We start from the raw sequence: 16,639 nt of genomic DNA on the forward strand, positions 1-16,639 counted from the left end.
AGGGGGATTTATGAAGCAAACGGTCGAACCAAAGAATTGGATTGGTGTACTGGAGCAACAGGCCAAAGATTATTCGGATAAAGTGGCTTTTGGGTACAGTGCAAAAGGTGCTGAGCTTGATCATCAAATCACCTTCTCAGAGTTGGCGGCGCGAGCGAAATCTCTGGCTGTTGTATTGCGCCAGCATGTTGAACAGGGGGAGCGAGCACTGCTGTTGATGCCGAATGGTATTGACTATGTTGTAGGTTTTTTTGCCTGTGTTTATGCGGGAGTAATTGCTGTGCCAGCGTATCCGCCGCAGCATCGCCGTAGAGACTGGGGACGCTTGGCTTCTATTACTCAGGACTGCCAAGCCTCTTTGGTGTTGTGTAGTAGTGGTCATGAAGAAAAAGTGAATCAATGGCGCGATGCACAAGCACTAACTTGTGCCATTGTGCAGGTTGATTCGGATAAAGGTGATCAGGCTGATGCGTGGCAAAGTCCAGATGTAGATAGCCATGATGTGATGTTTCTGCAATATAGCTCGGGTTCAACCGGTGCGCCAAAAGGCGTGATGCTATCCCATCGTAATCTGCTAGAAAATACTCGTTTGATCAGTGAACGGTTTGATTTTAACGCTGACTGTCAATGTGTCTCTTGGCTACCTATGTACCATGATATGGGGATGGTCGGATATGTGCTAACTCCGATTTTAAAGGGCTCGTTTGTCTGCTTGCTGCCGCCGCCATTGGTGATTCAAAGTCCTTTCGCTTGGTTGCAAACTATTAGCCGCTATCAGGAAGTGATTAGTGGTGGCCCAAACTTTATTTTTGATCATTGTGTTGATCGTATCAATGATGAGCAAAAACAGTCTCTCGATCTTTCAGGCTGGAGAACAATTCCGAACGGCGCCGAGCCGATTTTAGAGCAAACACTGAAGCGCTTTGATTCTGCATTTGCATCAGTAGGGCTGTCAGCAGAGGCAATGAAACCTAGTTACGGTATGGCAGAAGCTTGCTTATTTGTAGCGGCTATGACTACGGAACAAAGCTGGAAGACACTATCCTCCAATACCTCGGGTGAGTGTGTTTGTTCCGGTGAGCTGCATCCAGAAATGCCGATTAAGATTGTTGATCCGGCCTCATTACAAGAAGTCGAGCCGGGTGAGCAAGGTGAAATTCTGTTCAAAGGAAACAGTGTCAGTGCTGGGTATTGGGGCAAGCCAGAGTTAAACCGACAAGTATTTAACCTGACCGTTGCTGGTGAATCCGGCTACTTCCGTTCGGGGGACTTGGGGTTCGTTGCGGATGGTCATTTGTGTATCAATGGGCGCTTAAAAGAAATGCTGATCGTCAATGGCGTGAATCATTTTCCACAGGATATTGAAGCGACAGTACAAGGTATTGATGAAGACCTAACTGCCCATGGTGGCGCAGCGTTTTCATTGCCTGCTGTAGCGGGGCAGCCGGAGCGAGTGGTTCTTGTGCAAGAGTTGTCACGCCATGGTCTGCGGCGCGCGGATTTGGCTGAATTGACAACAGCGATACGCCAAGTGGTGGCTCAAGTCCATGAATTGTCTTTGTCGGCCGTTATTTTGATTTCACCCGCGAGTCTACCCAAGACCACATCAGGGAAAATTCAGCGTTTGAAATGTCGCGATTTATATCAAGACAGTGCGCTCACGATTGTTCATCAATGGCACAAGGCCGTGTCACAAGAAAGCGTTCTTCCTGAGGTCGATATGCCTCTTGAGCCTAGTGCTGAAGATGTTGTTCTGTGGTTGCAGTGGTGGGTGGCACAACGTTTAAGTACTGCCATTGATCAGGTTCCGGCGGATGCGGAGCTGGCAGCATTAGGACTGGATTCTATAGATGCGATGACCTTGATGCATGACCTTGAACAAGCAATGCAGACTAGTATTGCACAAGAGCTTATGTGGTCATCACCAAGTTTAGAGGCGTTTGCTCAGGCGATCACCGCTCAACAACAAACACTAATGAACTCAGCTAAATATGAAGATGAGTCCATGCTAGAGGGAGAAATTTAATGCCCAATTCTCTCATCAAGACTCTTCGCCGTCGTAATATTGTTCTAAGTCTAAATGGCGATAAGCTTGGCTTTAAAGCGCCAGAAGGTGCTATGACCGCAGAACTAAAAGCTCAGTTGCGAGACCAGAAGCCTGCTTTGATTGAGTGTTTGCAAGCGCAGCCAGAGCTATTTAATGCACGTGCGCTAAGCGTAAACGAACGTGCTTTGTGGTTTACGTATCGCATGAATCCTACCAGCATTGCTTACAATATGGCTTATGCGGTGAAGCTCAAGCAAGGGCTGGCGGTAGAATCTGTTGAACAAGCGTTTCAAACCTTGTTGCAAGCTTACCCAATTCTGCGCAGTGCTTATGGTGAAATTGAGGGTGAACCTGTTCAGTGGGTTGGTCAAAGTGCATCCCATCACGTTGCACCTACATCTCATCAAGCTGTACCTACATTGTTTGTTGAACACAGCGAACAGCTTGATAACGATGCCATTCAGAGTTGGTTGGCTCAAAGGGCCGATCAACCGTTCAAGTTAGAGGAAGGTGATGTTTGTCGTGGTTATTTATTAGTTAATCAAAACGGTGGGCAAACAGAACAATACCTTTTACTCACTGCGCATCATATCGCAGCGGACTTTATCTCCTTTGAGAAGATTCGTCATGACCTGCTGGCTTTGCTTAATGGTGAGGACGACACGCTTGATACTCTCGCGTATCAGTATCGTGATTGGGCTGCTGAGCAAGCAATAAGAACTCAGAACAGCGATGCGTCACTATCTTATTGGCTGAATGCTTTGGGGGATGTCCCGCAATTGCAATTGCCTTTGGACTATCAGCCAACAGCCGACACAGGTCAGTCGGGAGAAGAGCTGTCTTTCTATCTCAACTCGGAAACATCGGCGAGCATTCGTGCGTTATGTCGTGATGCAAGTATTACTCCCTATGTTTGGTGGATGAGCGCTTTCCAATGGTTTATGGGGCGGCTGTCTGGGCAAGAAGAGTTTGTGATTGGTACTCCAAGCTCAGGGCGTTTGAAGAAAGATCATACGGAACTTGTTGGGTACTTGGTAAACCCCTTAGCGTTACGTTGTCAGCTGCAAACAGGTGTGCCATTCGCTCAATGGCTGCAACAGGTGAAAGCACAGATAAACCAAGCTATGCAGCATCAGGCATATCCTTTTGCTTCCTTGGTTGAGCAGCTTAATCTGCCTCGTCAAGCTGGGCGTTCACCAGTATTTCAGCACATGTTTACTTTGAACCATGAGCGGCCAGACGCCCTGAAAGATAATCTTGTTGAAGCTGAATTATTAGCAGAACAACGGGGGGCAGCGCATGAGCTAAACCTTGTAGTGGTGGATAATCAGCAGGACTTTATGGGTAAGTGGCGCTACAACGATGCGCTGTTTAAACGTGAAAAAGTGCAAACCGTTGTGGCGATGTTCGAATACTTTATCGAGCAACTGGTAGAAGATCAGAACCTGTCACTGGAGCAAATAGCACTAGCGAAGACGGGGCTGTCGTTATCCGGTGAGCTTGAACAAGTTGTGCCACAAGCGACTGCTTGGCAAGCCTTTCAGAATTATTGCGAAGTCAAACCGGATGCATTAGCGCTGCAATTAGCGGATGAGCGCTTAAATTACCGCCAATTACTGGACCGTGTAGAAGTGTGCGCTGCTCAGCTACAACAACGTGGTGTGGTTGCCAATGATCGTGTGGGCCTGTACATCGAGCGCAGCGTCGAGCAAGTAGTGGTTATGTTGGCATGCTGGCGCTTAGGTGCGGCGTATGTGGCGATGGACCTAGGTTGGCCGACACAGCGTTTAGATTTTATTAAACGGGACGCGCAATTACGTGTCACGGTTGGAGTAGGCGAAGCGCCTGCATGGCTAGAGCAACAAGCGGATTGGTTTGATTTACGCACCAGTGTCGAATCTGACTTAAGTTCATCCGCTTTGCCTGTGGTTGAACAGATGGTAACACCCGCTACACCTGCGTATCTGATTTATACTTCGGGGTCTACCGGGCAGCCTAAAGGCGTCGTGGTTAGCCAAGCTAATTTGGCCCATTACGTTGCAGCGGCGATGCAGCGTTTAGACTTGCCTGAGCAAGCCAGTCTTGCTGCGCTAGCGGGCAGTGGTGCAGACCTTGGTTATACTGCGACGTTTGGTGCTTTGCTATCTGGTCGAGTGTTACAAATCATCCCTGAAGAGCTAGCTCTTGACGCGGACGCTTTAGCCGAACATTTGCAGATTTATCCCGTCGATTGCTTGAAAATTGTACCGTCCCATATGCATGGCTTGCTTAAGGCGACCCAGAGCCATCACGTATTACCACAGCATACCTTGCTCTGTGGCGGTGAAGCCTTAACCACGGAGCTGGTGCAGCAAGTCAAACAGCGTCAACCCAACGTACGTGTGGTGAACCACTATGGCCCGACCGAAACCACGGTTGGTATTGTTGCTGATGAGGTCAATGCTGAGCAGCCTCATATTGCCTTAGGGCGCCCTCTAGCGGGAGTTAGTGTGCGAGTGGTGGACTATTGCGGGCATGTTGTCGTGCAAGGGTTTCCTGGAGAGCTGCAAGTATCTGGGCCAACCGTGGCGCAAGGGTACTGGCAACAGCAATCTCTTACTAAAGAGCGCTTCCTACAAGAGGAAAAAGTTTGGTATCGCACGGGTGACAAAGTTACTTGGCAAAACGGGCAGCTATTTTTTATTGGCCGCACTGATTTCCAAGTTAAAGTGCGTGGCTTCCGTGTCGAGCTCGGGGAAGTTGAAGCTTGGTTGAATCAGCAAGGCGCCCAAGCGGTCGTTTTGAATGTCCCTGATGAACGTAACAATAATCGTCTAGTTGCCTATTTAGTTACGACTAAAGATGAAGCGCTCGCTTTGCGTGAAGCGATGCAGAGCCAGCTTCCAGATTACATGATTCCAGCTCGCTGGTTAGTGCTTGAGCAATTGCCTCGTTTGGGTAATGGCAAAGTCGACCGTACTGCTTTGGCTCAGTTAAATGTAGAAGATTGCATCTTACAAACTTCTGACCTTGGCTCGGGTGAGGGCCAGCCAGAACCCATGTCGCCTGTCGAAAGTGCTTTGTTGGATGTTTGGCGGATACTTCTAAATAGGCCTGAGCTTGGCATTCATGACAACTTTTTTGCTCATGGCGGAGACTCGATTCTTGGCTTACAGATCATTGCCAAAGCGAAAGAATCGGGGATTAAGCTGACACCTAAAGACATTTTTGAGCAGCAAACCATTGCTGAGCTAGCACTCGTTGCTGAAGTCGAAGGCAGTGAGGTTGAAAAGTGTTTGTTAGCGATTGCGCGGGAAGTATTAGGCAAACCAAGCCTCAGTGCCCGTGATAACTTTTTCCAAGTAGGCGGTGACTCAATACTTAGTTTGCAAATTATTGCTAAGGCAAAAGCGCAAGGTGTTGTGGTGACGCCTAAGCAAGTGTTTGAGCATCAAACCATGGCTGAATTAGCTAATGTTGCTCAAGTGTTAGAAGCGGGTTCCACCACCGAGACGGCAAATCAATCAACCAAGCCTGAATCACGCTTAGAGTATTTCCCTCTAACGCCTATCCAGCATTGGTTTATGCAGCAGCAACAAAGCCAGCCTCAACATTGGAATCAATCGCTGCTTATGCAATGTGCGCAAACGCTTGATATGACAGCGTTACGCCATGCTGTCGCACAGTTAGTGCAGCATCATGACAGCCTGCGCTTAGCGTTTGTCAAAGAGGGCGATACTTGGCAACAGACGTATCAAACTTGGCAAGATGAATGGCTGGATGAGCTGGTTCAGGTATCTGCGCACGAAGTATCCGATACGCAATTGGCTGATTACCAAGGGCAGTTCTCTTTAAGTGAAGCCCCATTGCTACGTTTCGTATGGTTTACACCGTCTCAGCAGTTGCTATGTTGTGCGCACCATTTGATTGTGGATGCGGTGTCATGGCAAATAGTGCTGCAAGATTTGCAAAATCTCTATCAGACCGCGTTAAATCAGATATCCGTACGCTTGCCTGCGACAACGTCTGGCTTGGATGCTTGGCAAAAATACCTAGGCGAATGGGCGAATGCACTGCCGCAGCAAGAGATCGACTTTTGGCGTGAGCAACACGAAGCGCAGCAGCCCAAGGCCGATGCAGAAAACCTTTATCGTCATAGCGCCCATTGCCAATTAGAGTTAGATCAAGATACGACTCAGCGTTTACTGACCGAATCTCATCAAGCCTACCGCACGCGTATTCACGAGATTCTGTTAACCGCGCTGGTACAGACTCTGGGGCATGCCAAAGGATTGCAGCATATTGCCGTGGAGCTGGAAGGGCATGGGCGTGAAACGGAGCAAAGTGATCTCGATCTGTCCCGCAGTATTGGCTGGTTTACGAGTCGTTTCCCATTGCGTTTGCCTGTTTTGAGTCAACCAGAGCAAGCGATCCCAGCGGTGAAAGAAGCATACCGCAACATACCAAACAATGGTTTGAGTTATGGCTTGGCACGTTATTTGGCAGATGCTAAAGGGCAGCAGCCATGGCCAGATACATCACTGGTGACCTTCAATTATTTAGGTCAGCAAACCATTGCTATGGGGTCAAATAATGAGGGGGCTTTGTGGCAATTAGCGCAGCCTTTGTGTCCTGCAATGCGTGCTGACGACAACCATCGTACCCATTTACTTGATGTGAATGCATTGGTACTGAATGGATGCCTGGTAGTGGATTTCCATTATCCCACTGAACATCCAGAGTTTGTGGAGGCGCCAGACCTCGTCGAACAGTTTGCCGACAATCTTAGAAACCTAGTAGAGCATTGCTGCTCGCCATCGGCTGGCCGTGCGACGGCATCAGATTTCCCAGAGGCAGGTATTGATGATGCAGCATTCTTAGCTCTACTTAAAGAACTGCAAGCAGCACAACTTGATCTCGTTTCGGATTCTTAATAGGAAAACTCATGTCTAACCAAGTCACTGTATCGCCCTCAACAATGAGAGCGCTCTCTAACAACATCGAAGCAGTCTACCCACTAGCGCCGATGCAACAAGGCCTGCTGTTTCACACATTAATGAATCCAGACAGTGGCATGTACTTGCTGCAATATCGTCACGTGATGGTAATGGAAGACCTTAACCCTGAAGCGTTCCAGCAGGCGTGGCAAAAAGTAGTTGAACGCCACGAACTACTGCGTACAGGGTTTGTCTGGAAGCAGCAAGAGCAACCGTTGCAAGTGGTCTTTAAAGAAGTCAATTTACCCGTTGAATGGCTGGATTGGAGCAATCTGCCAGAGTCTGAACAGCAACAACGTTTAGATGACTTGTTGGCGCAAGAGCGAGCTCAAGGTCTGTCGTTTAGCCAAGCTCCTATTATGCAGGTGCGCATGATTAAGTTGGCTGAGAATACATGGCAGTTTGTGCGCAGCTATCACCATATCCTGATGGATGCGTGGTGTTTCTCCATTATTATGATGGATTTCTTAAATTACTACCGTGCGCTATGTGAAGGGCGTGAATTGACACTGCCTACACCACGTCGTTACCGCGAATTTATTCAATGGTTAGGTCAACAAGCACCGGATGCTCATAAAGATTTTTGGCAACAGCGCTTACAAGGCTTTACGACTCCTACACCATTAGGCGTGCGCCAAGCAGGGCGCTATCCTCTTGACCCTGAAACAGGCTCAGTTAAGGACCAAGTGCAGCATCTGACTATTGCAGAAACGGCCCGTTTACAACAAGCCGCAGCATCGGTAAAAGTCACCCTGAATACTCTCGCGCAAGGCGCTTGGGCGTTGCTGTTATCGCGCTACAGTGGCGAGCAGGATCTACTATTTGGTGTGACCGTGGCGGGGCGTCCGCCTCACTTAACAGGGATGGAATCCGTTGTTGGCTTATTTATTAATACTTTGCCCCTACGTTGGCAAGTAGACGAGACGGTTCCGCCCGAACAATGGTTGCCCGCATTACAAGCAGAGAACTTGGCGTTACGTGAACATGAGACCAGCTCCCTTGCAGATATTCAAAGCTGGAGCGAAGTTGAAAACCAAGACCTGTTCCAAAGCTTGTTTGTGTTTGAAAACGCACCAATGGATGCAGGCCTCAAACAAGAAAATCTTGAATTTATCATTCAAGATGCGACCAACCGGACGCATACCAATTACCCCATTACAGTGGTGATTATTCCGGGTCAGGCTTTGCATCTACAGCTTACCTACCAGACTGCGGATTTTGACTCAGCACACATTGAAAGCATGTTAAGCCATTACCGCACCTTGCTACTGGCACTGGCGGATCAGGTATTAGCGAGTCAGACAGACGTACAGCACTACCGTGCTTTGCCGATGTTGTCCACTGATGAGCAGCAGCAATTGGCTGAGCAAGCACAAGGCCCAGAGCAACCACTTGGTGAAGATTATATCATGCGCTTTGAGCGTATAGCTCTAGTGCAGCCAGATAAAGTGGCGGTCGCGGACACGACCTTGAGTTTGACATACGCAGAGCTTAATCAGCGTGCAAACCAGTTAGCGCACACGTTACGAGCTCAGGGTGTCGTCGCTGATCAAGTAGTGGCCTTGCTGGGGGAGCGGGATTGCGAATTACTGGTTATGATTCTGGCTGTGTTGAAAGCAGGAGGTGCATATTTGCCTCTTGATCCACACCACCCACCGTTACGCCTGGGGCAGGTATTGGCACAAAGTCGCGCCGCGTTGGTATTGTGTCAAACGGCCTTTACAGAATTAGCCATAGATGCCAAAGCAGAGTTGGAAGGCGTGACCGTTTTGCCATTTGCCATGGCAGAGCAAGCCTTAATCAAAGATCTAGAACATCCACATAACGCTAATCTAAACCTAAGTGTGCACCCAGATCAGTTAGCGTATGTCATCTTTACTTCTGGTTCGACCGGGCAGCCTAAAGGGGCGATGGTAACGCGCCAAGGCATGCTCAATAACATGCTAGGTAAGTTTGCCCCGTTAGCACTGAGTTCAAATGATGTGATTGCGCAAACGGCCAGCCAGTGCTTTGACATCTCCGTGTGGCAATTTTTAATCGCTGGAATACTGGGGGCCAGAGTCGAAATCTTGCCAGACTGTATCAGCCAAGACCCAGTACGTCTCGCCACAGAGTTAACAGAGCGCCGTGTGACGATACTGGAGCCTGTGCCTGCTCTTATGCAAGGGCTACTGTTACAACAACATACCTTGGCCGACTTACGTTGGGTGCTTCCTACTGGTGAGGCCTTGCCTCCCGCCTTAGCGCAACAATGGTTCGATGCTTACCCAGACATCCCTATGATGAATGCCTACGGCCCAGCGGAATGTTCTGATGATGTGGCGTTTTATCCGATCAACTATCGCTTAGACGACAGTGTGCACCATGTGCCGATTGGGCGTGCGACGCTTAACAATCGCTTGTATGTGTTAAGCCCTGAGCTAGAGCAGATGCCCATTGGTGCGATAGGTGAAGTCTATGTGGCTGGGACGGGCGTTGGGCGTGGCTACTTAAACGAGCCTGAACGCACCGCGGCGGCATTTATACCGAATCCCTTTTCGACTCAAGGTGAGCGCTTATATCGCTCAGGGGATCTAGCGCGCTGGACTGCCGAAGGTCAACTTGAATATGTCGGACGAGTAGATTACCAAGTTAAAGTTCGCGGTTACCGTATTGAATTAGGGGAAATTGAGGCACGTCTGGCACAGCATTCAAGTGTGCATGAAGTGGTGGTGATCGCCAGCGACGATGCCAAGCGTGGCAAAGTTCTTGTGGCGTATGTGTGTGCCAAAGACCCTAGCTTGGATTTGTCAGAACAGGGCAGTTGGACAACCTTAAAAACCTTTGTCGGTGAAGGCTTGCCAGATTATATGGTGCCGTCTGTCTTTATTGGTTTAGAGCGCTTACCACGTAACCGTAATGGCAAAGTAGACCGTGCTCAGCTGCCTAGCGTAGATTATGATAGCCTGCGTCAAGCGGATTACGTCGCGCCATCGAATGATGTCGAGCAGCATATCGCTAATATCTGGCAGCAAGTGCTTGGCTTAGCTCAAGTTGGTGTGCAAACCAGTTTCTTTGAGCTAGGTGGGCATTCTTTGTTAGCGACCCGAGTGATCGGGCAATTAAGCCGCGAGTTTGATCGCGATATTCCATTGCGTACCATTTTTGAACGGCCTACCGTTGCCCAGCTTGCTCAGTGGTTAGACCAGCAGAGCGTTGCCGCAACACCGCGCTTACCAGATATTACAGCGGTGGATCGTAGTCAGACTTTACCCGTGTCGTATGCGCAACAACGTATGTGGTTCTTACAACAGCTAGAGCCTCATAGTTCAGCCTATAACTTATCTGCGGCATTGCGTTTACAAGGGCAATTCGATTCGCAGCAAGCAGAGCAAGCGCTTAATACCTTGGTGGCACGCCACGAAATCCTGCGTACACGCTTTGTGTTGCAAGGAGAGCTTCCCGTGCAGCATATTGCTAGCGAATGGTCATTGCCTCTGAGCCGTGTGGATTTGAGTCATTTAGCCCCAGAACAACGTGAAGAAGCGTTACAAAGCCATTTAAAAGCCGCAGCGAACACACCATTTGCCTTGGATCAAGCTCCGCTCCTACGGGTGACGTTGCTGCACTTGTCAGAGCAAGAAAGCGTTATGGCATTTTGCTGTCATCACATCATTGCAGATGCTTGGTCACTGCGCTTAGTGATTGACGAATTCTGCACCTTATATCAAGGTCAAACACCCGCACCTGTGGCTGCTTTGCAATACGCGGATTATGCTGCTGCGGAGCAGGGCTGGATTCATTCAGGAGCGCTTGAGCCTCAGCTGAACTACTGGCAACAACAGCTTGCAGGAGAGCTTCCGGTACTGGACTTGTGTGCGGATCGTCCAAGACCTGCTAAGCCAACAGGGGCTGGTAAACGCTTTGGTATCATGTTGCCCGAGGCGCTCGGGCAGCGTTTACAGCCGTATTCAAATCAAGCCTTTGCCGTGTTTATGGGGGCGTTCCAATGGCTGCTAGCTCATCGTAGCGGGCAGCAGGAGGTGTTGATCGGTGTGCCATCTGCTAACCGTGACAACCTTGATACTCAATCTATGTTGGGTTGTTTTGTTAATACACTGGTGCATCGTGCCGAGTTAAATCCAGTGGCGACACCTGAACAATGGATGGCAAGCGTTCAGCGCCAATCCCTGGATGCGCAAGCGAATCAAGTCTTGCCGTTTGATTATTTGATTGAGCAGCTAGGTGTACCACGTCAGCTTGGTTACAACCCAGTCTTTCAAACCCTATTTAACTACTTGCCCGAAGCAACTTTGGCTGGCTTCGAATTAGCCGATGTCAGTGCATCTTGGTTGGATAATCGTCCAGATACGGCAATGTGTGACTTTAAATTGGATGTACTGGCGCAGCCTGCCAACGAAGGGGCAGAAGCAGGGCAACAAAGCGCCTATTTGCTGAATTTTGAGTACAGTTGTGATCTTTTTGATGAAGCTACTGTGCGTGCTATGGCGCAGGAATACCTCGCTATTTTCGAATGGATGCTGACCAATCCAGATCGCCCATTTGCACAAATGCAGCTAGTAGAGCCAGCTAATCAGCCGTTATTGACCGCACTACAACCAGCCGCGGCTACCCAGCCATTAGCGCCTGAATCTGATGTATTAGAGCGTTTCGCCCGTCAAGTGGCTGAGCATCCTCATGCCATCGCTGTGCAGGCGGCAGAGCAAGCGCTTAGTTATCAGCAATTGGATCAACTGAGTAATGCTTTGGCAAATACTCTGATGGAGCAAGGGGTTGTTCAGGGAGAGCGCGTGGCTCTGTGCGTCAATCGCACCGTAGCAATGCCGATTAGCATGTTAGCGTGCCTGAAAGCGGGCGTCGTATATGTACCCGTTGAGCCGGATTGGCCCCAAGAACGTGCTAGCTATGTACTAGAACATGCAGGTGTCCACTATTGCCTAACCGAGCCAGCATTGCAAAACTGTGTACAGCAGTGGGATGGCGAGCTTCAATGTCTCAATGTGCCCACGGCTCTAGAGCAATTAAGCGAGGCGAATACTGCTGTACCTGTAAGGTCGGTGGTCCCCGAGTTAGCGGCGTATATTCTCTATACGTCGGGCTCCACTGGCCTACCAAAAGGCGTGATGATCAGTCGCGCTAATATGAATTATTTAACACAAGACTTAGAGCACAAACTGAGTTTGAGTGTTGGAAAAACCGCACTGGCGCTGACTACTTACTGCTTTGATATTTCGTTTGTTGAGTTGCTGTTCCCGTTGACTCAAGGGGCGTGTGTATTGATGGCAGACAAGCAACAAGCGCGCGATCCGAAAGCCTTAGAGCATTTGTTAGCAGCACATCAAGTGGACTTTATCCAAGCGACCCCTGCTACTTGGAGCCTTTTGCTTAGCCATACTGATTGCCGCTTTGATGGCATGGAGGTGATTGCCTGTGGTGAGGCTCTGTTTGCCGAGCAAGCAGAGCGCTTACTCGCACGTGGTGCGCATTTGTTAAATGGCTACGGTCCGACTGAAGTTACTGTATTTGCAGCGTATCAGCCTGTTACCCATAGTAGTCTCGCGCAGCAAGCTCATCCTATTGTGCCAATAGGTCGCAGTGGTGACAGTGTGCGCTTGTATATTCTTGATGGCGCGCTACGTCCAGTTCCGGTAGGTGTACCCGGCGAGTTGTATTTAAGTGGTGGACAAGTGGGTGTGGGCTACTATCGTGCTCCAGAGTTGACCGCTCAAGCATTTCTACCTGATCCATACAGCGACCAGCCTGGCGCGCGTATGTATCGTACTGGGGATTTGGTATGCCTAAACCAACAAGGTGAGTTGGAATACCTCGGTCGCTTGGATTTTCAGGTGAAATTGCGTGGTTTTAGGATCGAATTAGGTGAAATTGAAGCGCAACTTACCCGTGTAGCGGGAGTAGATAATGCCGCGGTGTGTTTGACTGGTAGTGGCGAACAAGCACAGTTGGTTGCCTACTGGAGTGGCACAGACATTGATACAGATGTCTTGCGAGCACATCTTAAAGCGCATCTGCCTGACTATATGGTACCTGCACAATACATCTATATGACGCAGATGCCGCAAAACAGCAATGGCAAAATCGACCGTAAGCAATTGCCTGCCCCAGATAGTCTTATCCATCAAGGTGAGGTCATTGCGCCAACGACCGAATGGCAAACACGTTTAGTCGAACTATGGGGTGGGTTGCTCTCTCGCGAGACGATCAGCATTAACGATGATTTCTTTGCCGTAGGTGGCCATTCTCTCTTGGCTGCGCGTTTGGTGGCGCGTTTGGGAGAACAGTATCAGGTGAATTTACCGTTAGCAGCGGTATTCGAATATTCAGTACTGGCGGATATGGCGGCCCAGTTAGAACAAGCTCAGCAAGCCATCGTCATGCCTGCGCAAGCGACCCTTGAGCCTGTGCTCATGCACAGTACACAACAGCGTTTATGGTTCTTAGAGCAGTTCAGTGGGGCCGCGAAAGCTTACCAGATCACCTTGGCGGTGCGGTTACCAACACAGCTTGATGAGTCAGCATTAACGCAGGCATTAAGTCAGCTTATGGTACGCCAGCATAGCTTACGGACACGCTTTTTCGAAGCCCAAGGCAACCTGTGGCAACAAGTGCAAGCGGCCATAGAAGTACCTTTAGTTGTGCATCCTGAGTTATTAACGGAAGAGGCATTGGAGCAGCAGCGGCAGCAAGCCATGCAGCAACCATTGCAGCCAGAGCAGGCTCATTGTTGGCAGTTAAAGCTATTTTCGCTGACCAATGGGGATACAGTGTTGCAGTTAACCATGCACCACTTAATTGCCGATGCATGGTCATTGGAGGTGTTCTTCCGTGAGTTAGAAGCGCTGTATCAACAGGCGCTTAATGCTGATGCTGAGACGCTTATCGGTACGGAGCATGAGGCGCTAGCGCTGCAATTTACTGATTACAGCCAATGGTGGTCTAGCGCAGCAGCTGAGCAACATTTAGCGCCGCAACGTGACTACTGGCTTGAGAAGCTTTCTGGGCCGATTCCAACGCTGGATTTGCCGCTTGATTTACCGCGTCCGAAGCAGCAGAGCCATCATGGCCGTCGTTTGCGTTTCGAGTTAAGTGACGCGCTAGCTGAACAGCTTGCGAGTGTATGTCAGGCGCACAATGTGACAGCTATGGTGCCATTAATGAGCGCATGGCAATGGCTGTTATCACGCTATAGCGGCCAAGAAGAAGTGTGGCTCGGTGTGCCAGTGGCGAATCGTCATCTGCCTCACACCAGCGACATCATTGGCTTCTTTGCATCAACACAGGTTATTCGTGTGCCGCTACAAGCATGCACCAATGTCGCTGAGTTGTGGCAACACACCAAGCAAACTTTAATAGAAGCTCAACAGCATCAGGATCTGCCATTTGAGCAGTTGGTTGAAAGCTTGCAAGTCGAGCGTGACTCAAGTCGTTCACCTCTGTATCAAGCCTTGTTTAACCTGATTCAAGTAACGCAACAGCCTGCGTCTTTTGCTGGAGCGGAATTGACCCGTTTGGATAATGAAGATCAAACGGCGATGGCAGATATTGGTTTGCATATCGAACAACAAGGGGAGCGCTGGTGCGCAGTATTGGAATACAACACTGATTTATTCTTCAGTACCACAGCACAGCGCTATGTACGCCAGTATCTGCATGTACTCGAAACCATGCTAACGCAACCGCAGCAAATGTTGGCTAACTTGAGTGCGCTCGATGCACAAGACGTTGCTCAGTTGCAGCGTTGGAACCAGACACGAATTGATCTGAATCCAGAGCACAATCTAGTGACTCGTTTTGAACAGCAAGTAGTGCGAACGCCCGACGCCGTAGCGTTACGTCATCATGACAGCCAACTCACATACTCTGAGCTAAATGAACAGGCCAATCTATTGGCGCATCATTTGTTAGCCTATTGGGTTGCGCAAGCGACGCCTTTAGAGCGCATCGCGATCTGTCTAGAGCGCGGGCCAAGCTTAGTGATTGCGTTATTGGCTGCGCAAAAAGCGGGTGTCACCTATATTCCGTTGGACCCTGATCATCCGGCGGAGCGTTTACAGAGTATTTGCCAACATGGGGCGCCACAATTGGTGCTGAGTGACGGTGAATCAGCCAGCATATTCCATAATGAACAAGTACAGGTATGGCATCTGGCAGACACTCTCAACACTCCATGTACATCGAATTGGCGTAGTAACCCTGAACAGTGGACTCATGCACAACAGGCGGCTTATGTGATTTATACCTCTGGCTCAACCGGTACACCTAAAGGGGTGCTGGTATCCCGCGCCAACTTAGATGCCTTCTTAGCAGGCATGGATGAAGTGATTACACTGGATGAGTCTGACACTTGGCTAGCCGTGACGACCGCTGCGTTCGATATCAGTGCGCTTGAGCTATACCTGCCGCTATTGCACGGCGCTTGCGTACTGATGGCAGACCGTTACCAAGTGCTTGATGGGGCTGAGCTGATGCTATTGCTGGAGCAATCAACTGTGATGCAGGCCACCCCTGCGGGTTGGCAAATTTTGCTGGCTCATGGGCAAGACAACTGGCCGACCGTGAAAGGCTTGATTGGTGGTGAAGCCGTTAACAGCGAACTGGTCGAAGCGCTATCGCAAAAAGGTGTAGCGCTTACCAACGTCTATGGCCCAACTGAAACCACTATTTGGTCAACCAGTGCGGTGCTTGATGAAACCGCTGAGAGCTCTGTTCATACTGGTATTGCGCCAATCGGTTCTGCTATTCCAAATACCCGTTGCTATGTACTTGATGGTGCATTACGTCCGGTGCCATTAGGTGCAGTGGGTGAGCTATACATCGCAGGGGCTGGGGTAGCGCTTGGTTATCATGATGGTGCAGACCTGACGGCACAAGCCTTTATGCCGGACCCATTCTATGGCGCAGGGCAGCGTATGTATCGCACAGGGGACTTGGTGCGCCGTTTGGAGAATGGCCAGCTACAGTATTTAAGCCGTCGTGATTTCCAAGTCAAAGTGCGTGGTTACCGTATTGAACTTGGGGAAGTCGAAAGTGCATTACGTCAATGCAAAGAGGTACAAGATGCGGTGGTTGCTGCGGATTCCCAACAGCGACTATTAGCTTGGGTGGTGCCGAGTGAGGTTAGCGCAACTGAGTCATTTGACAGCACGGCTATTATGGCTCAAATCGCCCAGCTACTTCCTAACTATATGGTGCCTGCAGCTGTGTTGAGTATTGCCCAGTTGACTCTTAATACTAATGGCAAGGTTGATCGCAAAGCTTTGCTAGCAAGTGTTGAGACGCTGGCATTAACCCGCTCATCCCGTGCTCCAGAAACACAAACTGAACGTACTTTGGCTCAGATATGGCAACAATTGCTCAATCTTGAGGTCGGGGCGGAAGACAGCTTTTTCGCACTTGGAGGGCATTCATTGTTAGCGATGCAGTTAATGAATCAGGTGGAAAGCCAATTTGGTGTACGCCCTGATCTGCAATCCTTGTTTGAAACGCCAACTATCGCAGCGTTAGCCGCTTGGCTTGATGCGCACCAAAGTGAGCAAGATCAGCAATTTGATGACTTGGACTTTATGGATCAGTTGCTTAATGAAATTGAAGGCTAAAT

At 49.6% G+C, this 16,639-nt stretch carries 3 protein-coding genes; all 3 read left to right on the forward strand.

Going from position 1 to position 16,639, the window contains the following annotated elements; all coding sequences use genetic code 11:
* Positions 1–10: 10 nt before the first annotated feature.
* Genes C1X04_RS07745 through C1X04_RS07755 form a run of 3 tightly spaced genes read left to right on the forward strand, consistent with a single transcriptional unit; the run spans position 11 to position 16,637 of the window.
* Positions 11–2,026, forward strand: coding sequence for an AMP-binding protein (locus tag C1X04_RS07745; protein ID WP_110571953.1), 2,016 nt, complete (start codon positions 11–13; stop codon positions 2,024–2,026).
* Positions 2,026–6,960, forward strand: coding sequence for a non-ribosomal peptide synthetase (locus tag C1X04_RS07750; protein WP_137169582.1), 4,935 nt, complete (start codon positions 2,026–2,028; stop codon positions 6,958–6,960). Before C1X04_RS07745 ends, C1X04_RS07750 begins: the two co-directional genes overlap by 1 nt.
* A gap of 11 nt (positions 6,961–6,971) precedes the next feature.
* Complete coding sequence (locus C1X04_RS07755) at positions 6,972–16,637, forward strand: non-ribosomal peptide synthetase (protein WP_137169583.1); 9,666 nt, start codon at positions 6,972–6,974, stop codon at positions 16,635–16,637.
* Positions 16,638–16,639 lie beyond the last annotated feature (2 nt).

The sequence above is a fragment of the Marinomonas sp. FW-1 genome (genome assembly GCF_005222245.1).
Taxonomy (GTDB): domain Bacteria; phylum Pseudomonadota; class Gammaproteobacteria; order Pseudomonadales; family Marinomonadaceae; genus Marinomonas; species Marinomonas alcarazii.

What these genes read in the sequence shown, in the direction of transcription:
- C1X04_RS07755 (WP_137169583.1), top strand. Translation starts at nt 6,972, where the DNA reads ATGTCTAACCAAGTCACTGTATCGCCCTCAACAATGAGAGCGCTCTCT.
- C1X04_RS07750 (WP_137169582.1), top strand. Translation starts at nt 2,026, where the DNA reads ATGCCCAATTCTCTCATCAAGACTCTTCGCCGTCGTAATATTGTTCTA.
- C1X04_RS07745 (WP_110571953.1), top strand. Translation starts at nt 11, where the DNA reads ATGAAGCAAACGGTCGAACCAAAGAATTGGATTGGTGTACTGGAGCAA.